Genomic DNA, 24277 nt, shown 5'->3' on the forward strand with positions numbered 1-24277 from the left:
ATATATTTATGTTTGATATGTGAGAACCAAAATAATGAAAGGTTTGGTTTATTATTTGAGTATCTTGGTATAGTATATAAGTAGGTTGAATCAGGAGGTAATAGGTATGGTAAATAAGCTAGAAAAAATATTTAAAAATAGAGATTCTAAGGTTATTGGAGAATTTAAAGAAAGTGCAGTTATGATATTACTTACGGAGGATGCAGAGGGATTATCTATTGTATTTGAAGTGCGTGCACACAAATTAAGAAGCCAGCCAGGTGATGTTTGTCTTCCAGGTGGAAAGGTGGAACTAGATGAAAATCCAAGGGAAACTTCTATAAGAGAAACTATGGAAGAATTAAATTTGAAAATCGATCAAATTGAAATTATAGGGGATATGGATTATTATATAAGCCCTTATGGTAACTTGCTATATGCTTTTGTAGGCAAACTAAAATATGGTGAAATAAATCCTAATGAGGATGAAGTAGATCACGTTTTTAAAGTTCCACTAAAATTCTTTTTGGAAAATGAACCACTGCTTTATAGAATGGAGATAGGTCCCATAAACCAAGAGGGTTTTCCTTTTCATTTAATAAATGGAGGAAAAGACTATAAGTTTAGAAAAGGGTATCTAGATGAGCATTTTTATGAATATAATAACTATAAGATATGGGGTTTTACAGGGCAGATTATTAAAAGTTTTATTGAAATTTTACAAAACAGTAATAAGAAATAGATTATTACTGTTTTGTAGTTATATTATTTACTGCGTGCGACTTTGTTTTTCTTAATGAATAATAAAACACTTAGTGAGATAAGAACCAAATAGATAAAAACATATATAATTGAAACTAATCCTGATTTATAGAAAAATTTTAGATAAATAAACGCACTTTGCGATATTAAGGCCCAAAATAGAGAAATAAAAGCCATGATATTATTTCCGTGTCTCCAATGCTCAGGGTCTTTCATTGATCCAATGATTTTATCTCGTCTTTTACTTTTATCACCTGTGTTAATTACTAGAAATTTGTAATACAAGAAAAATATAAATGATACTATAGAAATTGCAAAAAACATATATGATAATGAAGTACTGGTTACATTCAAAAAAATCACTCCTTTTAGCAATTAATATGCCCTAAAAGTTAAAAAATATGTTTAGTTAGCTGATGATTAGCATACTTAATTTGAACATATCAAAAAAAGAGTGGAAAAGTCCACCCTTTAAAAATCACTATTCTTTGTTGTCAGAGACGATGCCTTCATAATAATCAGTTCCCCACTTACACATAACGTCTAATATAGGCATTACACTTTTGCCTTGTTTTGTTAAAGAGTATTCTACCTTAGGAGGAACTTCTGCATAAACTTTTCTATGAACCATTTCATATGATTCTAATTCTCTAAGCTGTTGTGTTAACATTTTTTGTGTTATTCCACCCATGGAGCGTTTCAATTCGCTAAATCTTAATACACCGTTTTGGGCTAATTTCCAAAGAATAATTGGCTTCCACTTACCACCTATTATATCTAGTGTTAACTCTATGGCACAACTATATTCTTTATTATTTATTTTCATAATTTTATCGCTCATAATACCTCCTAGTGTTAGTTCGAGTGGTAACAGTTCTTAGTATACTAAGTAACTTATAAGTGAGTACTTGATTAAAAAACCTTTGGTATATACAATTATATCATTGATATATTTTATATACAATGATATAATCCTCCTTAAAAAAGGAGGGAAAGAAATGAAAGAAATTCATACATGGCATAAAGAGACTATTGGGTCAAAAGTAGTAGAGGTTCTTAAAAAAAATGGTTTTTCAGCAGTTTATTTAAAAAAAGGTGAGGAAGCCTCAGAATTTATAATGAGTAATGTACACAAGGGTGACAGAGTAGGTTTTGGAGGATCAATGACTATAAGTGAACTTGGTATACAAGAAAAGGTAAAGGCCATGGGAGGAGTTGTGTTAGATCATGGTGATCCAACTTTAACACCTTACGAAAAAGTGGAGACTATGAGGGGTGAGCTCCTTAGTGATGTTTATTTATGTAGTTCTAATGCTGTAACTTTAGATGGAGAGCTTGTTAACGTTGATGGGGCAGGAAATAGAGTGGCAGCAATGAGCTTTGGACCTAAAAAAGTCATTGTTGTAGTAGGGGTTAATAAAATTTGTAAAAATGAAGCTTCAGCTTTTGAACGAATAGAACAAATTGCGGCACCAAAGAATAATATGAGACTAAATATGCCCAATCCTTGTACTAAGACGGGAGTTTGCAATGACTGCAAAACAGATACTAGAATCTGTAGGATCTATTCTGTAATTAAAAGAAAGCCTATGAGAACTGATATTACTGTAGTTGTAATTGGTGAGGACTTCGGTTTTTAACGATATTTCAGCACCGCAGGTGATGATTTAATGACATCTCAGAAGGGAAGATAATTTGTATATTTTTGTCTATATATTTATATGTAAAATTTAAAAAAGCACTTCAAATTATCACTAGAATGTCTTATAATGTTATGAGAGTAATGATGTTACTTAAATAACAAAATATGGGACGAGGTGATGAAATGTTACAGTGTGATTTTCTGACAACTATAGAAGAAGAAGTAGACTGCTTTAAGGAGTGTGCATTACATAAATGGGTAGATAATGGAGGGAAATGCCCGTTTGATGAATTGAGAAATTATAAACCATTTGATATTAAAAATATTTCTGATTATGATTTATTTAGTGATGATAAAACTTCACCACTTAGATTACTATACAAAGAATACTAGTAGGAATATTAATGAAAGTTTGTGTATAATATCTAATAATAGGATATAATTTAGTTTATAAATATACAATGCGGGGGAGTGAATTTAAATGGAAAGAACTTTGGTTTTAATTAAACCAGATGGAGTTAAACGAGGACTTATTGGGAAAATTCTTAATCAATATGAAGAGAAATCATTAGAAATTGTGTCGCTCAAAATGATTACTGCTACAAAGGACATTGCTAAAAAACATTATAGTGAACACGCAGGAAAGAAATTTTTTGATGCGTTAATAAATTATATTACTGAAGGTAAAATATGTGCAATTATTTTAATGGGTGAAAAAGCTGTTGATGTAGTGCGTAAAATCAATGGAGATAAGGATCCTGTAAAAGCGGAACTTGGCAGTATAAGAGGGAAATTCACTTTGGATAAAACTAAAAATTTAGTTCACGCCTCTGATAGCATTGAAAGTGCAGAACATGAGATTGCGTTATGGTTTCCGGAGCTTGCGAGCCTTCAAAAGCTTACATACCAAGATCAGTATAAGGGAACTGTTGATTTGTTTTCAAAAACAGATGGTCTATCAATAAATGTATAATTTTAACTAAAAGGCTAACCAATAATATTGGCTAGCCTTTTTAAGTATTTCCATATTAATCACATATTACATGTGGTTAATGAGAACCACAATGTCCACCGCAACCATTACAGGATTGTTTGCCAGCACTAGAACAATGGCTCTTGGCATCTTTCGGCAATAATGTCTTAATCCAAAATCTAGAATCTTTATAGGCTACTGTGAGTTCATTTATGTTTTCTAAAAGAGTTTCATCATATAATATTGGTAAATTATCAATATTATTTTTTATGTCTCCAGTTTTAAAATTATCTAAGTAAATATCAACTTTTGCAGTTTTGCAACAACCGCTGACGTATACAAATCGCACACTATCATAAGCATCGTCAAGTTTAATCATTTCCATAAGATTATCAAGAGCAATTTTTGAAAGCTTGATTTTTAAAGGTTGTGCCATAAGTCCTCCTAGTATAACTCTTGGGGATAACAAATATATTTCTGTTACTCCTCGAGGGTTTCAGAATAATGAGTTAATAGACCTTGCTTTAGGTTCCATAAATTCCAAGAAAGATCCACATAATATGCATGAGGATTATCAAATCTTAAAACTTCTGTCCATAACTTAGATACTTCTTGTTCAGAAAATGCTTTTATTTCCATAACAGACGGAGATTCATAAATCTGCTGTCCATTTTCAAATAGTTTAACCATAAGTTCTTTTACATAGTAATGTTTAAGATTTTTCTTTTTCCAGGTATAAACTGGATTAAATATTTCAAGTGGTCTACTTTCATCGATTTTCTCATCATGTAAGGTAATAAAATCTGCAATGGCCTTGTGTGATGTTTTATCGAAAATTCTATATAATTTTTTAAAAGCAGGATTGATGATTTTTTCTGCATTCTCACTAATCTTAATTTTTGGTATTATTTCTCCATCATTCTCAACTGCAACGAGTTTATAAACACCGCCAAACACTGGTTCCGATCTTGCAGTAATAAGTCTCTCACCAACACCAAAGTTATCAATTTGTGCCCCATTTTCCAAAACACCGCTTATAATATATTCATCCAGTGAGTTAGAAACCGTAATCTTTACATCTGAGTATCCAGCTTCATCTAAAATTACTCTAACTTTTTTAGTTAGATAGGTAATATCACCACTATCAATTCGTATTCCTTTAGGTCTTTTACCCATAGGTTTAAGTACATCATTAAATACTTTTATGGCATTTAGAATCCCAGAGCGTAGTACGTTATAAGTATCTATAAGAAGTACACAGTTATCGGGGTAGGTTATAGTCCAAGATTTAAAGGCATCATATTCAGTATCAAAAAGCTGTACCCAACTATGAGCCATAGTTCCAATGGCTGGGATATCAAACATTTCTTCAGCGATAGTGCAAGCAGTACCAACACAACCACCAATAACGGCGGCACGTGCTCCATATATAGCGCCATCATAGCCTTGAGCACGCCTAGAACCAAATTCCATAACAGGTCTACCCTTTGCGGCTCTACATATTCTACTCGCTTTTGTAGCTATTAAAGTTTGATGATTTATTGTGAGTAGTATCATTGTCTCAACAAATTGAGCTTGTATAATAGGTCCTTTAACTATAACCAAGGGTTCACCAGGAAAAACAGGATAACCTTCTGGCACCGCCCAGACATCACAAGAAAATTTAAAATCCTTTAAATAATCTATAAAATCATCTGAAAAATCATTTTTGCTTTTTAGATAGGATATATCATCATTTGAAAATTTCAAATTAGAAAGATATTCAAGTAATTGTTGTACCCCGGCCATAATACAATATCCACCACCGTCAGGTATTCGTCTAAAAAACATATCAAAGTAGGCAATTTTATCTTGAACATTATTATCTAAATAACCGTTTGCCATAGTTAATTCGTAAAAGTCTACCAGCATTGTTAGGTTTCTTTCGTTCCTCACATTAAAATCTTTTGAGTGTTTCATAATTTTTCCCCTTTGAAATTTAATAAAAGTATATAATGAAATTATAACATAATTATATATTAATGTTTAGATAAGATTATTAAAATAGTAAATTGGGTATAAGCATAATATATGAGCAATTTAAAGTAGGTGGATGAAAGTGGAGACAAAACATAATATGGATAATAAAATAGTAAGCAAGAAAATAAATTCGAAATTAAGTAAAGAGCAAAAGGATGCTGTTTATTCTGTTAACAGAAATTTATTAGTAACAGCAGGACCGGGTAGTGGTAAAACAGTAGTTATTGTTAATAGGATTGTTCATTTAATAAATGAGAAAAATGTTAAACCAAAAAACATTATTGTCATTACTTTTACAAGAGCTGCGGCTATTAATATGAAAAGTAGATATGTTGCTATTAATGGAAAGGAGAGGGTTCCGTTTTTTGGAACATTTCATGGTTTGTTTTATAAGATTCTTAAGAACTATTACGGACAGATAAACATAGTAGATACACTAGAGGTATATAAACTCATAAAAAATGTACTTATGTCATATTTGGATGAGGTAGGTGATGAAAAAGTAAAGGAAGTTATAAATAATATTTCAGTATTCAAAACAAGTGGAAAGCTAATGGAAAATTTCTCTCCAAGTATTGATAAAGGAATCTTTATAGCGGCCTATAACATTTATGAGCAGTATAGAAAAGAAAAAAACTTATTTGATTTTGATGATCTTCAAATAGGGTGCAGAGATCTGTTTATAAAAAATTACACAATACTTAAGGGGTATAGAAGTTTATTTAAACATATTTTAGTAGATGAATTTCAAGATTGTGATTCTATGCAAGTTGAGATACTAAAGCTTTTAAATGAAGAAAATTCTATTTTTGCAGTAGGAGACGAGGACCAATGTATTTATGGTTTTAGAGGGTCGAATCCTGAGTGCATGGTTAAGTTTTCAGAGCATTTTGTAGGTGGAGGGAAATTACCCTTGTCTACTAACTATAGATGTCCAAAGAATATAGTAGAAATATCCATGAACATTATAAAAAATAACGACTTGAGAAATGAAAAGGATATAACAGCATTTAAGCAGTATGATGGCATCGTTGCAGTACTTAACAATGTAAATGAGAACTCACAGGCAGAGGAAATTAGCTGTATTATTCAAAAATATAAGGAAAATAATGAAAAAAATTATAGAGATAATGCCATATTGTACAGAACAAACGTAGAGTGCAGAAGTCTAATAGATGTCTTTATCAAAAAAAGAATACCTTTTAAGCTTTTAGACAAGGAGTATGACTTTTTTCAACATTTCATTTGTAAAGATATAATTGCATATTTTAAATTAAGTATTGATAAAAGTGATAGAGAGAGTTTTGTCAGAATAATTAATAAGCCCTTTAGATATATAAGTAAACTAAATTTAGATAAATTAAAAAGAAATCCCGTAAAAGAAGACTGTTTTGAAATGCTAAAAGATATTGAAGAAATACCGGTATTTCAAATGAAGATGCTAGATAAGTTAAAAAAGGATATACATTTTTTAAATAAAATTTCATTAGAAAACGCTATAGATAATTTAGTCTTAAGTATAGGATATCATGATTATATTAAAGGGTATTGCACTAAATTTAAGATAGATTTAGGTGAGATGGAGGATGTTATTGACGAGTTTAGACAATCAGCAGAAGGATATAACTCTATAATAACTTTTCTAGCCCATGTGGACCAGGTTAAAGAGGAAATTAGTAAGCATAAGAAAAATATAGATGAGGATGCAGTAATACTTAGTACAATTCACGGTGTTAAAGGTATGGAGTTTGAAAATGTATACTTAATAAATTGCAATGAGGAAAATATCCCCCATGTAAATAGTATAGATAATAACCTAGAGGAAGAAAGAAGACTATTTTATGTTGGAATTACAAGAGCTATAAACAATGTTTGGCTTTGCATTAGTAAAAGTGTAAAAGGAAAAGCGAAAGAAACCTCACGATTTATTAGAGAGTGCAATATTTTAGGATCAAGCGATTCGGATTTGCCTTTTAAAGAAGGCGACGCGGTGATGCATAAAAGTTTTGGGAGTGGAGTCGTAATTGCAATTACTAGTAAAGAGTTAGAGATTAAGTTTGAGGGAGAAATTATAAGAAAATTTGACGTCAATGTATTGTATAATAACTCTTTAATTTCAAAAGTATAGCAAATGTAATGCAATACATAACAACAATTGACAAAGTATGTAAATATGGTATACTGAAAAATGAATTGTGTATTAAGGAGGGTATTTAATGGTTGCCTTTAAGCAAATGTGGGATGATGTAAGGTTAATTTTGTCAAATGGAAAGCACTCAGATATAGAAATTGTGGAGAGATTTAACTGTGGATTTACAGTTAAAGAGAGAGGTAATATAATTTTTATTACAAGAGATGACTTCGTGGATTTTTGGTGCAAGCTATTGTACTATAATGAATTATCATTGGAACAGGCTTTAAAAGATGATAAATCAAAACCAAAATACATTTATACTATTATAAAAAAATTACCTTATGTATCAGAAAGTTCCGGTGTAATTAAGTTATTACAGTAGTTTTATTGAATGTTACAATATAATTTTATTAAGCTCATATTCTATGAATATGAGCTTAATAATTTAATTTACAGTGATGGGAATAATAGGAATGTAATTGAAATATATTGGGAAAAATAGCGTAAAGGGGTGTATATAGTGAATTTTTTAGATATGGCAAAAAATATTGAAAGTGAATTAATAGACATAAGAAGAGGCTTTCATGAAAACCCTGAATTAGGGTTTGATTTATTTAAAACCTCCCAGAAGGTAAAAGATTTTTTATTAAAGGAAGGCATTGAGTTTTATGAGGTAGCACAAACGGGAATCTGTGCTATTATTAGAGGCAAAGGTGAAAAAACTATTGCTTTAAGGGCAGATATGGATGCACTTCCATTGCAAGATAAGAAAATATGTGATTACTCCTCTAAAATTAATGGTAAAATGCATGCTTGTGGACATGATGCTCATACCACTATACTTTTGGGTGCAGCTAAGATATTAAATAGCATGAAGGATAAAATTCCAGGAAATGTTAAACTTTTATTTGAACCAGCAGAAGAAACAACTGGTGGTTCACCTTTAATGATTAAAGAAGGAGTACTAGAAAATCCTAATGTGGATGCTATTATTGGGCTTCATGTAGAAGAATTTTTAGAGGCTGGAACCGTTGGTTTAAAAAGAGGCGTAGCTTATGCAGCATCAAATCCATTTACTATAAAAGTAGTAGGTAAAGGAGGACATGGTGCAAGCCCACATATGACGGTTGATCCCATTGTAATAGCTAGCAATGTTATTATTTCACTTCAAAACATTGTAAGCCGCGAAATTCCACCTACAGATCCTGCAGTAATTACTATAGGATCAATTCATGGAGGTACAGCTCAAAATATTATACCCGAAGAGGTTACAATATCGGGAATTATTAGAACTATGAAGAGTGAACATAGAGAATATATAAAGACCAGATTAGTTCAGGTAGTGGAAGGCATCGTTACCGCTATGAGAGGGGAATGTGAAATTAGTATTGAGGAAAGTTATCCTTGTCTTTATAATAATGATAAGCTTGCAGAGATGTTTGAAAGTAAAGCAAGTCAAGTTATTTCTGAGAGTAATGTTTATAAATTAGATCAGCCTACTATGGGGGTGGAAAGTTTTGCTTATTTCTCTATGGAAAGGCCAGCACTATTTTATTTTTTAGGAAGTGGTAATAAAGAAAAAGGTATAGTAAACCCGGCTCATGGTAGTTTATTTGATATAGATGAGAGTTGTATATCAATAGGTGTAGCTATGCAATGTACATTAGCTTATGAATTTTTATTGAATTCATAACACATATTAGTATATAATTGATATTTGATGTGATTTTTTTAAATGTATTATAATTTATTACAAAATAAAAGGGTGATTTTTTATAAAATAAATTAGATTATATATAGAATTCGTCAATAGATAACAAGAGATAAAAGAAATAGGAGGATTATATGAGGATAGAAATTGGAGCGAATGAAGCGGGACAAAGAACGGATAAATTCATGAGAAAAGTACTTGGTGATGTGCCGTTAAGTAAAATATATAAAGCTTTTAGAAAAGGTGATATTAGGGTTAATGGTAACAAAATCAAGGAAAAACATTCTTTAGTACAAGGCGATATTGTTGAAACAAAATATATTACAAGTGAGTTTAAAAAAGAAGAGTTTAAAAGAATTGAAAACAATTTAAAAATTACATTTGAGGATGCTAATATATTAATGGTTGAAAAATGGCCGGGAGTTTTAGTTCATTCTGATAAAAAAGATGGCGAAGCTACTTTAATAGATTATGTGCTTTCTTATTTATATGATAAGGGAGATTATCAGCCAGAAAATGAAATAACATTTAAACCAGCACCTTGTAATAGATTAGATAGAAATACTTCAGGTATAGTTATGTTTGGTAAGAACTTTAAATCTCTTAAACTTTTAAATGAAATGGTAAGAGAAAGAAATGTTGAAAAATATTATATGGCTTTAGTAAGAAACAGAATTAAAGATGGGGTTTACGAGGGATATATATATAAAAATGAGGATGCAAATATATCACAGGTATTTGACACCGAGATGCCAGATACAAAAAAAATAGCAATGGAAGTTAAAACGTTGCAAAGTTGTGGTACATTTTCTTTAATAGATATTAATCTTTTAACAGGAAGAAGCCATCAACTTAGAGCGCATTTAAGCCATTTGGGTAATTCTATTGTTGGTGATTCAAAATATGGAGATAAAAAAATGAATAGTTTCTTTAACAACAAATATGGTTTAGATTACCAATATTTATATGCGTATAAGGCAATGTTTAAGAATTGCCCGGATGATTTATCTTATATGGAGAATAAAACTATTGCAGAGAGTTTACCACCAATATTAAAAAAGATTAAAAAGGATGTATTTAAATTTTAGAGGATGAGTTTAACGACATTTCAGAAGGAAAGTCTCCCACTTCTATAAGTGAGAGTTACCTACTATAAGTAGGCGTTACTTGCCCTAACAAATAGAAAACTTCAGGGGGAGTATAAATCTCCTTCTGAAGTCGTCAATGCATCTTCTGTGAAGATGTTGCAGCACCGCAGGTGATGATTTAACGACCCAGGAGATGATTTAATGAGTGAACAAGCAAATTCAAATAAACAATCTACAACAAAAGGTTTTGCCATATTATCTGCGGCAGGTTTTATGGTTAAGGTTTTATCACTACTTTATATACCTTTTTTAGGGAAAATACTAGGAGAGGATGGGTTAGGGGTATATTATTCAGCATACAGTATATTTACATATGTATATATATTAACAAATGCTGGTATTCCTGTGGCTATTTCTAAGATAGTATCAGAGCTCATAGCGGTAGGTAATTATAAGGATGCTGTAAAGACTTTTAAAATAGCTAGATTTTCGCTTTTGATATTAGGGATAGTTATGTCACTTTTAATGCTTATTTTCGTAGTACCTATAGCTAATGCAACCGAGAGTGATACTGCAAAATTAGCAATCATGGCACTCGCTCCAACTATTCTATTATCATCTGTATTATCAGCTTATAGAGGTTATTTTCAAGGGAGAGGGAATATGACCCCCACTGCTGTATCACAAGTATTAGAACAAATTGCAAATACTATATTTAGTTTAGTTTTTGCAGCGTGTTTTATAAAATATGGGCTAGCAGAAGGAGCGGCAGGCGGAACTATTGGAACAACTGTAGGAGCACTGGTTGCGGTAATATATATGATTTATGCTTATAAAAAAAATAGAATTTTTATAGTTCCAAAAGGGTATAATAAGTTAAATATAAAGAGATTAACTACTAAAAAAATAATAAAAAAGCTATTGGGTGTTGCCGTGCCAATGACAATATGTTTAGGAATACAACAATCAGGATTATTGATTGATTTAGGGGTAGTTAAATCAAGAATGTTATCTTCTGGAATGGATAAAGTGCAGGTTAGTATTTTATGGGGTGTGTTAAGTAAATATACGACATTAATAAATGTGCCTATAGCTATTATTACAGCTCTAGCCATGACTATTCTGCCTTCTATATCCGGCTTAATGGCACTTAAGGACAAAAAAGCTGTAAGAAGTAAAATTGATTATGCTTTTAGGCTGTGTTTTTTGGTGGCAGTACCTTCCGCAGTTGGACTTGCAGTTTTAGCTAAACCCATAGTATATTTAATCCAATATGGGTCTGACGTTTCAAGATTACTTACATATGGATCAGTGGTAATAATACTTATGGCTGTGGTTAGTATTCAAACTTCAATTCTTCAGGGGCTTGGAAAACTTTACTTAGTTACAATTTATGCAGTTCTGGGATTGATAGGAAAAATAATTACTAATTATATTTTTGTAGCAATTCCAACACTTAATGTATTAGGGGCTGTTATGGCCAACGGAGTAAGTTTTGCAATAATTTTGATGTTGAACTATAATACTATGAACAAAGCGCTAGGGATTAGAATTAAACTAGCTAGTCATGCAATAAAACCCATAATAGCATCAGGGGTTATGGCTGTAGTTGCAGGGTTCATGTATACTATCTTAAATTTTATATTCAGTCATATTAAACAAGGATATTTTGCTAATGCTGTTTCTATATTATTTACTATATGCTTAGCTATATTAACTTATTTCTTCGCATTAGTGATTATAGGTGGAATAACTAAAGATGATTTGGATGTATTTCCAAGAAAGATTAAGAAACTTATACCTAAGTATATTTTACAAAGAATTAAATAAAAAAAGTATATATTACTATTAATGCATTTTATACGTAATATATACTTTTTTTTATTCATCTCTCCAATTCACAAAAAAATATCTGATTATTTTCTTTTTTTTGTAAGCAGGATAGAAAATAGTAAAAGGGAGAAGCCAGTAGCAATAATTATTATGTTTTTAGTAACAAAGATAGAATTTGGCAACGTAGTATTTAAAATTTTTAATACAAAGTATAAGAGTGTGCTAAGACAGACATCAGTTAAAATTTCGCCTACTGAAAACTGTATATAGCAGCTTTTTTTAATTGCAATAATATTTAATATAAAGCTTATAATAGAGCTTATAATGAGAGCTATGCCGTAACCTAGAATGTTTAATTTTGGGATACCTAATAATACATATAGTAAAACAAGTTCAAGAATAGAGGTTACTATAGAATTTATTAAAAGAGATTTTTGTTTGCCAAGTCCGTTTAAAATTCCAAAGGTTGAACCAGACATATACATGAATGGCGCACTTAAGGAAGCAAGCCGTATGTAAACACCTAAGTCATATCTGTCGAAAAATAATTTTCCAAGGGAGTCTCCAGTACATAAACATATTATCATAGTTGAAAGTCCTAGTAAAAACGAAACTTTTATAACTTCGCGGACTCTACGCTCCAAACCGTTATAATCATTTTTACTAATACTTTTAGAAATATCTGGAGTTAAGATGGTTGACATGGATATTACAATAATAAAAGGAAAGAACACAATGCTCATAGCCATACCTGAAAATTTACCTATTAAGGATAAACTCTGCGTATACTCTATGCCTGCAGAAACTAGTCGCCCAGGGACAATCAATGTTGATAGCGCGGAAATTACAGTGTTTAAAAAGCCATTTAAACATAATGGGAATGAAACAACAAGGACATTAAATAAAAGTTGGGCCCTTCCTTCAGTTTTTTTATTGTAATTCTTAAATTTGGTTTTACTTTTTTCATAGAAGATAAAGAGTAGAATAAAACTTATAAGTTCCCCAATGGATAAGGCGATATATGTAGCAGTTACGGTAGTAGTTACATTTTTTAATGCGAAAAAATTTATAATTCCAAGTATTATGCCCATTCTTACGGTCTTTTCAACAATATCTATGATTGCAGGTACTTTAACATTGGAAATACCGTAGAAATAACCCTTATATATAGATGAAAGAGCAACAAAGATTAAAGCCGGGCAAATAACCCAAAGGGAGTATAATGTTCTTTGATCTTTTATTATATATGTACTAATAAAAGGTGAAAAAATAAATACTAAAGCTGCTATTAATATAGAAAATGCAAAATCAAAAACTAAGGCAGTATGTATAGATTTGTTTAAACTACCGTAATCCTTTAATTCGTAATAGGATGAAGCTTCTTTTGAAATAGCTGTTACCATTCCACCGCAAATAAGGCAAGTGAATAAATCATAAATAGGCATTACAAGGCTATATAATCCCATACCTTCTGCACCTAATTTTTTTGAAAGTAAAATCGAAAACATAAACCTTAATATACCAGCAGTTAAATTTGATACGGTGAGTATTATTGAGTCTCTATAGAAATTATCTTTAATCATAAAAGGATCCTCCTTGTTCTTCTACCTGGGGAGATAACAGTTATTTATAATTAGTATGTGAAATTTAATAATTATATTCTGTAAATCATCATCTGAGATGTTGAAATGTAATTAAATCATCTCCTGGGGAGCTGCAATATTAATGACTTCAGAAGGAGACTTATACTCCTACTGAAGTTTTCTATTTGTTATAGTATGGGACTCCCATTTATAGAAGTGGGAGTCCTTCCATCTGAAATGTAATTAAAATAAAAAGTTTATTAATTATGATACCAGTGTAGTTTATGATTTTATAAAAAAATTGTAAAAACCTTCTAGGGAGGAGCTTTTTATGTTAGAATAATTTTAGTAGTGTCTTAAGGAGAATAATAAATAATATTATTATTTACTCCAAATAAAAGTGCGGAGGAAATAGAGCGATATGAAATGTTTGATATGTGGTATGGAGATAAATATAAATAATTTCAATATAAATAATGATGGTTTATTAGAAGTGAATGAAAGAGAGCATATTAAATATTGCCCGTTTTGTGGCGTAACTTATAAGTATTTAAAATCTGTTGGTGAGGCCTACAAGGTTTGTGCGCAAAGTTTGGATCCCAATACTTTAGTAGTATTAGATCATGCCATGAAACTTGAAATATTTAATTCAGAGTTTTATATGTCGGCGGCAAAGCTTGCGAGTAACAACCATGTTAAAGAAATTTTTAAAGCACTTTCAAAAATTGAAAAAATACATGCTATTGTGCATCAAAAACTAGGTGGGTTCAAAGAACTTCCAAAACTCGTGGATATAGATTACAGTAAATATAAAAACGATACAAGCTTAATGAAACTCGCAGAAAATAGAGAAGTTCATGCTACAAAGTTTTATGAAAAACATGCAAAGGAAATAAATAATTTGATTGTTAAAGAGGTATTTGTTGCCTTGGCGGAGGTTGAAAGAAGCCATATACAAATTGCTAGAAATTATTAACACATATACTCTAATTTATATAAATATATATAAATTAGAGTATTTATAATTTAGGGGGTAAGTATGAAGAAGACCATTGGATTTATAGTTATTTTAGCTGCAATGGCTTTTGCACTATTTTCAATGAAAGGTTCGTTTAAAGAATATAGGGTTACGGTTAAAGATGAAGTTATAAAATCACAGATACTATTTAAAGGATTAAGTAAGGCAGTAGATTTTACGAAAGATAGTGAAGGAAACTACTATGTAGCTTTCAAAGACAAAGTACAGTACATAGATAAAGTAGGCAGGTCATACAATATATTTACAAATAAGAAGCTGAGCATAACTAGTTTAGATTATAATAATAAAGTATTGTATTATGCATCCGGAACAAAAGTCTACTCATATGATTTAGTAACAAAGGCAAATAAAGAAATTATCAAGAATATGCCTAATTATGGAGACTATAATGACAGTTTAGTTAGAATTAATGGAGAATATCTATTTGTTACAATAGGAGCTGCAACAAATTCTGGGGTAGTTGGACCGGATAATCAATGGTTAGATGATTACCCTCAAAATCATGATGTTTCGCCTAAAAGTATAACTATAAAAGGAATTAATTTTGATAAGAAAAAGACCGGAGCATTTGTTCCATATAAAACTAGGAACGTAAAGGGGCAAATAATAACAGAACATATGATTGGAAATTCATCTATAATAGTTTATAATTTAAAAACTGGAGCACAGGGAAACTTTGCTTGGGGTATAAGAAATATGAAGGCTATAGATTTTAATAGTGAGGGCAAAATATTAGTTGCTGTTGGTGGAATGGAGGACAGGGGATTAAGGCCTGTAAAGGGAGATAGTGATTATATATACAAAATTAAAAAAAAATCATGGTATGGTTTCCCAGATTATACTGGAGGAGATCCAATAAGTTCACCTAAATTTAAAGGCTTACTTAACGGGGACATACCATTTATTTTAGACCAGCACCCTACAACAAATCCTCCCGCACCAATTTATCAACATAAAGAAGTAAATAGTTTAGCCGGGTTAGCAATTGATAAAAAAGGTATAATAGGTAGCATAGACTGTATATATTTCTATGAAAAGAATGATAATAGTATATATAGTTTAAATAAAAGTAGTGCGCTTAAAGAAAAAGTAAGATTTGGGGATGAAACTTATATATCTAGTATGAAGTTTTTTGATGATTTAATAGTGTTAGACTCTAAAAGTGGATATTTAATTAAAATCAAAAAAAATATAAAGAATGATATAGGGATAGAAGGGAGGAGATTAAGTTACTATTTATTAACAATTGTGCTAACTTTAATAATTAGCCTACTTGTTAGTTTAAGCAAAAAGAATTAGAATATAGTCAATATACATTGTTGTTAATTATTAAAAAATATTCAGGTATGTTTTCAGATCATATTTATTGTATACTAAAGTGAGAGGTGAACAGGTTGAAGAAAAGAATGGAAGTTACTTATGGAAAAACTTTAAAAGGCTTAATGATAACAATAAATCCAATTAAAAAAAGGGTCATGAAAACTCATTGCATTGTTCATAAATTTATAAATATTCAAGCTATAGAAATTTTAAAAAATAAGGAATATAGTGAAATTTCTAGTTTTTACAAGGGACACATAAAAGAACTAAATAAGGGGGTTACTTGGGCAGATCAAGATTTTAAAAGCTCAAACCATTTTTATCATCACATTAAGGGTACTGGCCTTTATGGATTTTCAAATGCATTAACCGAATTCGAAAAATATTATAAATGTGCATTAAGATTTATTAAAGAAGGGGACACAAGGCAAGCCCTGTTTTATTTTGGAGCAGCCTGTCATTTAATTCAAGATGCTACGGTGCCTCAACATGTGAACAATAAGCTACTTAAAAGCCACAGAAATTTTGAACTTTGGATTATAAGTAGATTAATGAGTGATTATTCATTTCCTATTTTTAATGAAGTAATAAAACAGGAGAATATAGAAGACTATATAAAAAAAAATGCATTATTTGCGAATGAAACTTATATTGCTAATGCAAACATAAAAAACAAGGAAGATAGGTACAAGAAAATATCTACACTTATAGTGCAACGGGCACAAAAGACTACTGCAGGTTTAATGATTAATTTTTATAATGAAATTAATAAATAATTCCTTTATTTTAGAGGAATTATTTTATTTTTGAAGAATAAGATAAAAATAGGTAAAAATAGGTAAAAATATATGAAATATATTTAACAAAGGGGGAGTAACAATTGAAAAAGGAGGTTTTTATAAATTTAGAAAAAGAAATTTTCAAAGGAAATATATTAGATATAGGTTTTTCTAATCATGGAATTATATATAATATATACAAACAATATGTTGATGATAGTAGTAGCTTAGATTATATAGAGGGGAAAGGTGAGAAGACTGGAATAGAAGAAGGTGAGTATGATCTCTGTGCACTGTTTTTTACTTTGAGTGATATAAAATTTACAAAAAGCAAAAGTAAATTAATACAAGATATATATAAATTTCTGAAAGAAGATGGATTACTATATATATGGGATGTAGATAAGGGATTTGCTAAAATCTTTAATTCTAAAATAAAGATTGTGTCACCTGATAAAAATACAAAACAAATACATTTAATAGACTTAAATATATTTAAAGATAGTTCCAAAGAGAATACAATCAAAATTTTACAACCTTATTTTGAAATATTAACTTTGAAAAATTCAGATAATGTTTATTATATGATATGCAAAAAGAAAGGGAAATCAAAAGATGAAAGTAACACTAGTAGGAATTAATGCAAAATATATTCACAGTAACTTGGCAGTAAGATATTTAAAAACATATACAGAGGATTTAAATTACGAATGCAAAATTATGGAGTTTTCTATTAATGATCAAATCGAAAGAATTGTAGAGGAAATTTTGAGTAGCAAGCCAGACCTTGTAGCATTCTCTTGCTACATATGGAACATTGAGTACGTTAAGGCTGTATCATCTCTTATAAAGCTTGTAAATAGTGAGATTGAAATCCTTTATGGAGGACCAGAGGTTAGCTTTAATTGTAAAGAGTTTCTTGAGGAAAACGTAGGGGATTATGTAATAGAAGGGGAAGGAGAGGTAACGTATAAAGAATTTATTAAATGGAGAATTAATTCAAAGGATGATTCTGAAATCAATGATGAGAATAGTGGTAACATTCAAAATATTCTAGGGCTATATTATAAATATTATGAAAATATAGGATGTGATAGTAAAATTAACTATGGTGGTAAGAGAACATTAATGGATATGGAGCAAGTTATTTTCCCATATAATGAAGAAGAACTTACCAATAAAATAGTTTATTATGAAGCATCAAGAGGATGCCCTTTTAATTGTAAATATTGTCTCTCCTCGACTACTCATGGAGTTAGATTTTTAAATACTGAAAGAGTAAAGAGAGAATTGAAATTTCTCGTGGACAAGAAGGTAAAATTAATAAAGTTTGTTGATAGAACATTTAATTGCAATTCGAGATTTGCGGTAGAAATTTGGGAATTTCTAATAAAGATGGATACTGAAATAACTTTCCACTTTGAAATCTCAGCAGATCTTCTAAACAAACAGGAATTAGACATTTTAGCTAAGGCACCAAAGGGTAGATTTCAATTTGAAGTGGGTGTACAAACAACAAATCCCTTAGTTCTTAACAATATAAATAGATTTGTAAACTTTAATGATATAAAGGAAATGGTGGAGGAATTAGAAAAAATAAAAAATATTAAACAACATTTAGATTTAATAGCGGGCCTCCCAGGAGAAAATTATGAATCATTTAAAAAATCTTTTAATGATGTTTATAGCATTCATCCAGAAGTAATACAATTAGGATTTTTAAAATTACTTAAAGGTTCGGATATGAGGAGTGAAGCAACTCTTTGGGGAATGGTCTATGCACCTTATCCACCATATGAAATTCTAAAGACAAGGGATATAAGTTATGAGGAATTAGTAAGCTTAAAAAGGGTAGAAAAAATTGTGGACAAATATTACAATTCACAAAAGTTTAGTACTATTCTAAAATATTTTGTGAAAAAATTTAATACACCATTTGAATTTTATTACGAACTGGGAGTGTTTTTCTATGAAAAGGGATATTTAAGTAGAAACATTTCCTCAGTAGATTATTACAAGATATTTATTGAATTTAATGAGGAGAAACTTGAAGAAGAAGATTTCGTTTTAAAAGAAATTGTTAAATATGACTACCTTAAATATAACAAAAAGAAGTGGCTTCCAGATTTTCTAATCAGAGATTTAGGTAAGAAAGTAGAAAGATCGATTAAGGATAAGTTGCTACATAACAATGATATAAACAATACATCTAATATTCATATTGAAAAATTTATGATTGATATTTTAGATTATATAGATAATAATACTGTACGCAAAGAAGATCATTATTTAGTTTATGATATTAATGATGAGGATAACATAAAGGATATAACTTCAATCCTAGATTAGAATATGATAAAAGTTATAAAACGGAAAAAATGATAAATTATTAAAAATGACATTTGTCACATCGGAATAAGTTAATATTACGAATATTGTTAATGTTAAAAAAAAGTTGAAACTTTCAATAAAAATTAGTATAATTAAGATGTATTCAATATTATATAAAATAGAATAAAGGTAAATACTATACTAAGTATTTACTATTATATAAATTATTAATAATTTATATATACTCATTATGGCTAGTTATTAGTAAAAGGTGGTGATATTTTGGCATTAGAAGCAATAAAAAGTATAAAAGAAGCGGAAAAAAAAGCAGCAGATATTGTAAGTAAGGCAATTTCGGATAGTAAGGATATATTAAAAAAATCTGAAATTTACGCCGAAGATCAGTACAAAAAGGTTTTGGATGATGCAAGAGAAGAAACTAAAAAAATCATTAAAAATGCTAAAGAAGAAGGTAAAAGTAAGTCTGAACCAATTTTTGATACAGGTAAGATAGAGGTCACGAATATACTAAATTTAGATAAACAAAGGTTTGATAGGTCGGTTAACATGGTGGTTGAGAGGATAGTGAAAAATAATGGCAATAGTTAAAATGAGCAAATTTACATTGTTTGCCTTTGAATCACAAAAAGAAGCGTTGCTTGATAACTTTCACAAATTTGAAAATATTCAATTTGTAAACCTACAAGAAAGTGCAGAAGAAGATTTGCAATCTCTTGTAAAAGACTCGGAAAATGAAAAAGTTTCTCATTTAGAAGGAGAGCAAGCAAAAGTAAAGTTTGCCCTAGATCTATTAATGAAGCACTCAGAAAAAGAGGGTGCTCTAAAATCTTTAATCAAAGGTAAAAGTTCTTTGGATTATGAGGAGTTAGAAACTTTAGCGAAAAAATCAAACTATAAAGAAAACTATCAAAAGTTAAAGGATCGAGATAATAATTTGATTCAAATGAAGAGTGAAAAAGCCAAAATTAATTCTGAAATAGGGTCATTAACTCCATGGATATCCTTAGATGCCTCTTTTAAGGATTTAAAATCATTAAATTCTTCAATATTCTTAATGGGGTCTTTGCCAAAAGCTTTTAAAGATGCTTTTAGAGAAGAGTTTGAAAGTAAAATTCCGTGTTCTTACTTAGAAGTTATTAGTGACGGAAAAAATGCAATTAATGTAATAGCACTAGTGTATAAAGAGTATGAAGATAAAGCTAGTGAAATACTTAAACATTATAGCTTTAATACTACTAATTTAAAATATGATGGAATTTCAGCAGAAATTGTACGCGAGTTTAACAAAAGATTAGATGAGATATCTAAAGAAGAAGAAAAAATAAATGCTGAAATAAAAAATGATTGCCAGTATTTAGAGGATTTTAAAATAGTATATGAATATTTATCAAATAAACATATAAAAGCTTCAGCTTGTAAAAATTTCTTAAAAACAGAGAACACCGTTGCCATAGAGGGATGGGTACCAACAGAATCAGCAAAAGATTTAGAAAATTTGATAAAGTCTACAACTAAGGAAGAGTTCTATTTAGAAATTGAAAAAGCTGTCAAGGAAGATGATAGGGTGCCTATACTTTTAAAGAATAGTGCAGTTGTAGAACCATTTGAACTAATAGTATCAATGTATAGTTTACCTAAATATTCAGAGATAGATCCAACACCCGTAATGGCACCCTTTTACATGGTATTCTTTGGGATGATGCTCGCTGATCTTGGGTACGGGTTAGTAATGTTCATAGCTTGTGCAATTGCATTGAAAAAATTTAATTTAGAAGAAGGACAGAAAAAATTTGCTAAATTCTTCTTACTACTAAGTATACCAACTGCACTAGCAGGCGTTGTTTACGGAGGTTTCTTCGGGGATATAATTCCATTTATATCAACTCACAGTTTAATAAATCCTGGAGAAGATATAATGTTATTACTGATTATATCAATAGTAATAGGTGCAATCCAAATCTATTTTGGCCTTGGAGTTAAAGGTTATATGTTAATTCGCGATGGAAAGCCAATGGATGCTATTTATGATGTAGTGACATGGTACGCTGCATTAACTGGAGCATTTTTATTATTAGGTGGAGCACAAATAGGATTAAGTCCTGCTGTAGTTAATATAGGTAAATGGGTTATGATAGTTGGAATGGTTGCACTAGTATTAACTCAAGGAAGACAAAACAAAGGCATTGGTGCAAAACTTGGTGGAGGTCTTTATGGTTTATATGGTATATCTAGTTATATAGGTGACTTAGTTTCCTACTCAAGAATCATGGCTCTTGGACTTGCAGGAGGATTTATAGCATCTGCTTTTAATATGCTTATTAAAATGATGCCAACACCATTTAATATTATTATAGGTATATTTATATTCGTGTTTGCACAAACATTTAATCTATTATTAAGTTCATTATCAGCTTTTGTTCACAGTGCTAGGCTTCAGTATGTAGAGTACTTTAGCAAGTTTTATGAAGGCGGAGGAAAAGCATTCAAGGTGTTTAAATCAAAAAATCAATATATTAACATAATAAAAGGAAAGCAAATTTAAGGAGGAATTAATTATGACGTTCATGGAATTTATGAGTAAAAACGGTGGATTTATCTTCGCTGCATTAGGAATGGCTTTAGCGGTAATTTTACCAGGTATAGGATCAGCAAAAGGAGTAGGTATGGTTGGTGAGGCAGCTGCAGGACTTACAACAGAAGAACCTGAAAAATTTGGTAAAGCCCTTATTCTTCAATTATTACCAGGTACTCAAGGACTTTATGGTTTCGTTATAGGACTTATGGTATTGCTTAAATTAACTTCGGGTATGACTTTAGATGTTGGATTTTATTATTTGATGGCTTGTTTACCAATAGCTTTCGTAGGGTATTTTTCAGCATTATATCAAGCTAGGGCAGCTGCTGCCGGTATTGCAATAGTAGCTAAACAACCAGATCATAGCACAAAAGCTATCATACTTGCAGCAATGGTTGAAACATATGCCATTTTAGCATTCGTTGTTTCAATAATACTCGTAAGTAAGACACTCTAATTTAAAAAGTGATGAGCTAGAGGAAGTGAGAATATGTCAAATTTAGATAAATTAGCTGCCAAGATAATAGAAGATGCTAAAATTAAAGCAGAAACTATTTTGAAAGAAGCTAAAAACAATGAAATTTTATTAATAGAAAAGAAAACAAAAGAAGCAGAACTAGTAAAAAAACAAATGATAGAAAAAACTAAGGTTGAAGCTATTATGGTGAGTAAGAGAATTGTATCAAATTCTCAGCTAAAAGCACGAAATGAAAAGCTAGGGGCTATGCAAAAAATGATTGATAAGGTATTTGAGAGTGCGCTAGAAAAACTTATGGCGATAAATGATAATGATTATTTGGAACTTATAAAAAAATATCTTTTATCAATGCCAATAGCAGGGGATGAAGAAATAATACTTCCTGGGAAATATAAAAGTATTGTAAGCGATGAATATTTATCTGGAATTAATATTTCACTAAAAACTAATGGAAAAATAGGTGAATTAAAATTAAGTTCCGATAATCGAGATATAAAAAGTGGATTTGTAGTACTTAAAAATGGTATAGAGATTAATAATACTTTTGAAAGTCTAGTTAACTCCTTAAGGGATGAACTAGAACCTGAAATTGTTAACACATTATTTAAATAAATGTAAATAAAATTTAAGGAGTGGATACCTATTTATAATTGGTATCCACTCCGGATCAAAACAAGGAGGATAGCCATATATGAATAATATGGATTTTACACAAGCTGTGGCTAGGCTAAGAGTATTAGAAAAAAGACTCCTGAGTAAAGTAAAGATTGAGAGAATGATTGACAGCTCCTCGGCGGATGAAGTACTTAAAATTTTGAAGGAAACCGAATATGCAAGTTTGATGGGAAATGTAAAAAGAGCAGAGGACTACAATATATTACTTAAGGATGAGCTAAATAGAGTATACTCCCTTATGTATGAAGTTTCTCCATATCCTTCTATAGTAGATATTATGAGTTTGAAATATGATTATCATAATATAAAAGTGTTGTTAAAAGGAAGAACTTTAGATAAGGACTTTTCTCATATGCTAATTCCAGCAGGTACAGTAAATATAGAGGAATTAAAATTTTACATGACAACTATGGAATATAAGAAATTAGACCCTAATATGAGGGAAGCTATAATTGAGGTGGAAAAAGTATACAAAGAACTTAATGATCCTCAAAAGATAGATATTATATTGGATAGGTATATGTATGTAGATATGTTAGCTAGGGCAGAAGAAACAAAAATTGATTTTATAATTGAATATGTTAAGAAAAGTATAGATTTTTCTAATATTAAGTCAATAATTAGATTAAAAAAACAACAAAAGGATGTTAACTTTTTTAAAGAAGTTATATTGATTGGTGGAGATATATCTAGTGATGTTCTATTAACAGCTTTTAGTGATCCAATTGAAAATATGGCAACTAAATTTTCTTCATCAAAATATGGAGAAGTTGTAAGAATTGGACTAGAAGAATATATTAAAACTGGTAAACTTTCTAGTTTAGAAAAATTATCAGAAAACTATATTATGGAGAAGCTAAGGGCCGCTAAGTATGTTACTTTTGGACCTGAGCCAATATTTGCGTATATCGCAGCAAAGGAAACAGAAATAAAGATAATAAGAATAATTACGGTTGGGAAATTAAATAATGTTGATACGACGATCATAAGAGAAAGGATGCGTGAAGTTTATGCATAAAGTAGGAGTAGTTGGAGATAAAGATTCAATACTTGCTTTCAAAGCTCTTGGAATTGACGTATATCCGGTTATTGAAGTAGAAGAAGCTAAAAAAGCTATAGATAAAATGGCGTCAAGTAATTATGCAGTTATATTTGTAACTGAGCAGATAGCTCAGCACTTAGATGAAACTATAGCAAGATATAACAGACAGATGATTCCTGCCATTATATTAATACCAAGTAATCAAGGCTCACTAAATATAGGAATGCAAAGAATTCGCGATAATGTAGAAAAAGCAGTGGGCGTAAATATTTTATAGAAAGGTAGGGAGATAA

General features: G+C 30.2%; 24 protein-coding genes. 20 read left to right on the forward strand and 4 right to left on the reverse strand.

What is annotated here, in order from left to right:
* Positions 1–106: 106 nt before the first annotated feature.
* Positions 107–721, forward strand: a complete 615-nt coding sequence (locus KTC94_RS16625) for a CoA pyrophosphatase (protein ID WP_216301712.1) — start codon at positions 107–109, stop codon at positions 719–721.
* Between the two features lie 501 nt (positions 722–1222).
* On the opposite strand, the gene KTC94_RS16630 is transcribed toward KTC94_RS16625, so the two are convergent.
* Positions 1223–1582, reverse strand: a complete 360-nt coding sequence (locus KTC94_RS16630; RefSeq protein ID WP_165411969.1) for a helix-turn-helix domain-containing protein — start codon at positions 1580–1582, stop codon at positions 1223–1225.
* Positions 1583–1739: 157 nt separating this feature from the next.
* Between KTC94_RS16630 and KTC94_RS16635 the strand changes: the two genes are divergently transcribed.
* From KTC94_RS16635 to ndk, 3 genes are all read left to right on the forward strand, one after another.
* Positions 1740–2381: a lactate utilization protein gene (locus KTC94_RS16635; RefSeq protein ID WP_220285996.1), complete on the forward strand. Its 642-nt coding sequence runs from the start codon at positions 1740–1742 to the stop codon at positions 2379–2381.
* Positions 2382–2566: 185 nt separating this feature from the next.
* Positions 2567–2776: a hypothetical protein gene (locus tag KTC94_RS16640; protein ID WP_165411967.1), complete on the forward strand. Its 210-nt coding sequence runs from the start codon at positions 2567–2569 to the stop codon at positions 2774–2776.
* An 88-nt stretch (positions 2777–2864) separates the two neighbouring features.
* Positions 2865–3356, forward strand: a complete 492-nt coding sequence (gene ndk, locus KTC94_RS16645) for a nucleoside-diphosphate kinase (RefSeq protein WP_216301715.1) — start codon at positions 2865–2867, stop codon at positions 3354–3356.
* A gap of 76 nt (positions 3357–3432) precedes the next feature.
* On the opposite strand, the gene KTC94_RS16650 is transcribed toward ndk, so the two are convergent.
* On the reverse strand, positions 3433–3792 hold the full coding sequence (locus KTC94_RS16650; RefSeq protein ID WP_165411965.1) for a hypothetical protein: 360 nt from the start codon (positions 3790–3792) through the stop codon (positions 3433–3435).
* A 44-nt stretch (positions 3793–3836) separates the two neighbouring features.
* Positions 3837–5315 carry a nicotinate phosphoribosyltransferase gene (locus KTC94_RS16655; protein WP_165411964.1) on the reverse strand — a complete coding sequence of 493 codons (1479 nt, stop codon included), beginning with the start codon at positions 5313–5315 and terminating at the stop codon, positions 3837–3839.
* A gap of 157 nt (positions 5316–5472) precedes the next feature.
* On the opposite strand from KTC94_RS16655, the gene KTC94_RS16660 reads away from it, so the two are divergent.
* The 5 genes from KTC94_RS16660 (at position 5473) to KTC94_RS16680 (ending at position 12138) form a co-directional block, all read left to right on the forward strand.
* Positions 5473–7503: an ATP-dependent helicase gene (locus KTC94_RS16660; RefSeq protein WP_220320173.1), complete on the forward strand. Its 2031-nt coding sequence runs from the start codon at positions 5473–5475 to the stop codon at positions 7501–7503.
* An 88-nt stretch (positions 7504–7591) separates the two neighbouring features.
* Complete coding sequence (locus tag KTC94_RS16665) at positions 7592–7891, forward strand: hypothetical protein (protein WP_165411963.1); 300 nt, start codon at positions 7592–7594, stop codon at positions 7889–7891.
* A 153-nt stretch (positions 7892–8044) separates the two neighbouring features.
* Positions 8045–9202 (forward strand): M20 family metallopeptidase, encoded by a 1158-nt coding sequence (locus KTC94_RS16670; RefSeq protein ID WP_253198063.1) that lies wholly within the window; start codon positions 8045–8047, stop codon positions 9200–9202.
* A 152-nt stretch (positions 9203–9354) separates the two neighbouring features.
* Positions 9355–10308: an RluA family pseudouridine synthase gene (locus KTC94_RS16675; RefSeq protein ID WP_216301717.1), complete on the forward strand. Its 954-nt coding sequence runs from the start codon at positions 9355–9357 to the stop codon at positions 10306–10308.
* A gap of 201 nt (positions 10309–10509) precedes the next feature.
* Positions 10510–12138 carry a polysaccharide biosynthesis protein gene (locus KTC94_RS16680; RefSeq protein ID WP_216301718.1) on the forward strand — a complete coding sequence of 543 codons (1629 nt, stop codon included), beginning with the start codon at positions 10510–10512 and terminating at the stop codon, positions 12136–12138.
* An 86-nt stretch (positions 12139–12224) separates the two neighbouring features.
* Here the strand turns inward: KTC94_RS16680 and spoVB are convergent, their stop codons facing one another.
* Positions 12225–13724, reverse strand: coding sequence for a stage V sporulation protein B (spoVB, locus tag KTC94_RS16685; RefSeq protein ID WP_220285995.1), 1500 nt, complete (start codon positions 13722–13724; stop codon positions 12225–12227).
* 421 nt (positions 13725–14145) lie between these two features.
* Here spoVB and KTC94_RS16690 point away from each other — a divergent pair, with 421 nt between their 5' ends.
* The 11 genes from KTC94_RS16690 to KTC94_RS16740 all read left to right on the forward strand — a co-directional run bounded on the left by KTC94_RS16690 (position 14146) and on the right by KTC94_RS16740 (position 24261).
* Complete coding sequence (locus KTC94_RS16690; protein WP_216301720.1) at positions 14146–14700, forward strand: ferritin family protein; 555 nt, start codon at positions 14146–14148, stop codon at positions 14698–14700.
* Positions 14701–14763: 63 nt separating this feature from the next.
* On the forward strand, positions 14764–16062 hold the full coding sequence (locus KTC94_RS16695) for a hypothetical protein (RefSeq protein WP_220285994.1): 1299 nt from the start codon (positions 14764–14766) through the stop codon (positions 16060–16062).
* 95 nt (positions 16063–16157) lie between these two features.
* A complete protein-coding gene (locus tag KTC94_RS16700) occupies positions 16158–16859 on the forward strand; it encodes a zinc dependent phospholipase C family protein (protein WP_216301722.1) in 702 nt (233 codons plus the stop codon).
* A 104-nt stretch (positions 16860–16963) separates the two neighbouring features.
* Positions 16964–17503 (forward strand): class I SAM-dependent methyltransferase, encoded by a 540-nt coding sequence (locus tag KTC94_RS16705; protein ID WP_165411954.1) that lies wholly within the window; start codon positions 16964–16966, stop codon positions 17501–17503.
* Entirely contained in the window at positions 17478–19211 is a 1734-nt protein-coding gene (locus KTC94_RS16710) for a B12-binding domain-containing radical SAM protein (RefSeq protein ID WP_220285993.1), read from the forward strand. Before KTC94_RS16705 ends, KTC94_RS16710 begins: the two co-directional genes overlap by 26 nt.
* Positions 19212–19475: 264 nt before the next feature.
* The gene (locus KTC94_RS16715) at positions 19476–19802 is read left to right on the forward strand and encodes an ATPase (RefSeq protein ID WP_165411882.1); all 327 of its coding nucleotides are present in this window, start codon (positions 19476–19478) and stop codon (positions 19800–19802) included.
* Positions 19789–21756 (forward strand): V-type ATP synthase subunit I, encoded by a 1968-nt coding sequence (locus KTC94_RS16720; RefSeq protein ID WP_220320155.1) that lies wholly within the window; start codon positions 19789–19791, stop codon positions 21754–21756. Before KTC94_RS16715 ends, KTC94_RS16720 begins: the two co-directional genes overlap by 14 nt.
* Positions 21757–21769: 13 nt before the next feature.
* A complete protein-coding gene (locus KTC94_RS16725; protein ID WP_216301725.1) occupies positions 21770–22246 on the forward strand; it encodes a V-type ATP synthase subunit K in 477 nt (158 codons plus the stop codon).
* A 33-nt stretch (positions 22247–22279) separates the two neighbouring features.
* The gene (locus KTC94_RS16730) at positions 22280–22879 is read left to right on the forward strand and encodes a V-type ATP synthase subunit E (protein WP_220320156.1); all 600 of its coding nucleotides are present in this window, start codon (positions 22280–22282) and stop codon (positions 22877–22879) included.
* 79 nt (positions 22880–22958) lie between these two features.
* The gene (locus KTC94_RS16735) at positions 22959–23960 is read left to right on the forward strand and encodes a V-type ATP synthase subunit C (protein ID WP_216301727.1); all 1002 of its coding nucleotides are present in this window, start codon (positions 22959–22961) and stop codon (positions 23958–23960) included.
* A complete protein-coding gene (locus KTC94_RS16740; protein ID WP_165411877.1) occupies positions 23953–24261 on the forward strand; it encodes a V-type ATP synthase subunit F in 309 nt (102 codons plus the stop codon). The genes KTC94_RS16735 and KTC94_RS16740 overlap by 8 nt, the downstream gene beginning before the upstream one ends.
* Positions 24262–24277: the final 16 nt, after the last annotated feature.

This window comes from Clostridium sp. CM028 (assembly GCF_030585565.1).
GTDB lineage: Bacteria > Bacillota > Clostridia > Clostridiales > Clostridiaceae > Clostridium_AD > Clostridium_AD estertheticum_B.

Coding starts and splice junctions, on each gene's coding strand:
- KTC94_RS16675 (WP_216301717.1), top strand. CDS start 9,355: ATGAGGATAGAAATTGGAGCGAATGAAGCGGGACAAAGAACGGATAAA.
- KTC94_RS16625 (WP_216301712.1), top strand. CDS start 107: ATGGTAAATAAGCTAGAAAAAATATTTAAAAATAGAGATTCTAAGGTT.
- KTC94_RS16665 (WP_165411963.1), top strand. CDS start 7,592: ATGGTTGCCTTTAAGCAAATGTGGGATGATGTAAGGTTAATTTTGTCA.
- spoVB (WP_220285995.1), bottom strand. CDS start 13,724: ATGATTAAAGATAATTTCTATAGAGACTCAATAATACTCACCGTATCA.
- KTC94_RS16650 (WP_165411965.1), bottom strand. CDS start 3,792: ATGGCACAACCTTTAAAAATCAAGCTTTCAAAAATTGCTCTTGATAAT.
- KTC94_RS16740 (WP_165411877.1), top strand. CDS start 23,953: ATGCATAAAGTAGGAGTAGTTGGAGATAAAGATTCAATACTTGCTTTC.
- KTC94_RS16725 (WP_216301725.1), top strand. CDS start 21,770: ATGACGTTCATGGAATTTATGAGTAAAAACGGTGGATTTATCTTCGCT.
- KTC94_RS16720 (WP_220320155.1), top strand. CDS start 19,789: ATGGCAATAGTTAAAATGAGCAAATTTACATTGTTTGCCTTTGAATCA.
- KTC94_RS16635 (WP_220285996.1), top strand. CDS start 1,740: ATGAAAGAAATTCATACATGGCATAAAGAGACTATTGGGTCAAAAGTA.
- KTC94_RS16710 (WP_220285993.1), top strand. CDS start 17,478: ATGAAAGTAACACTAGTAGGAATTAATGCAAAATATATTCACAGTAAC.
- KTC94_RS16655 (WP_165411964.1), bottom strand. CDS start 5,315: ATGAAACACTCAAAAGATTTTAATGTGAGGAACGAAAGAAACCTAACA.
- KTC94_RS16730 (WP_220320156.1), top strand. CDS start 22,280: ATGTCAAATTTAGATAAATTAGCTGCCAAGATAATAGAAGATGCTAAA.
- KTC94_RS16630 (WP_165411969.1), bottom strand. CDS start 1,582: ATGAGCGATAAAATTATGAAAATAAATAATAAAGAATATAGTTGTGCC.
- KTC94_RS16690 (WP_216301720.1), top strand. CDS start 14,146: ATGAAATGTTTGATATGTGGTATGGAGATAAATATAAATAATTTCAAT.
- KTC94_RS16660 (WP_220320173.1), top strand. CDS start 5,473: ATGGATAATAAAATAGTAAGCAAGAAAATAAATTCGAAATTAAGTAAA.
- ndk (WP_216301715.1), top strand. CDS start 2,865: ATGGAAAGAACTTTGGTTTTAATTAAACCAGATGGAGTTAAACGAGGA.
- KTC94_RS16670 (WP_253198063.1), top strand. CDS start 8,045: ATGGCAAAAAATATTGAAAGTGAATTAATAGACATAAGAAGAGGCTTT.
- KTC94_RS16640 (WP_165411967.1), top strand. CDS start 2,567: ATGTTACAGTGTGATTTTCTGACAACTATAGAAGAAGAAGTAGACTGC.
- KTC94_RS16680 (WP_216301718.1), top strand. CDS start 10,510: ATGAGTGAACAAGCAAATTCAAATAAACAATCTACAACAAAAGGTTTT.
- KTC94_RS16695 (WP_220285994.1), top strand. CDS start 14,764: ATGAAGAAGACCATTGGATTTATAGTTATTTTAGCTGCAATGGCTTTT.
- KTC94_RS16735 (WP_216301727.1), top strand. CDS start 22,959: ATGAATAATATGGATTTTACACAAGCTGTGGCTAGGCTAAGAGTATTA.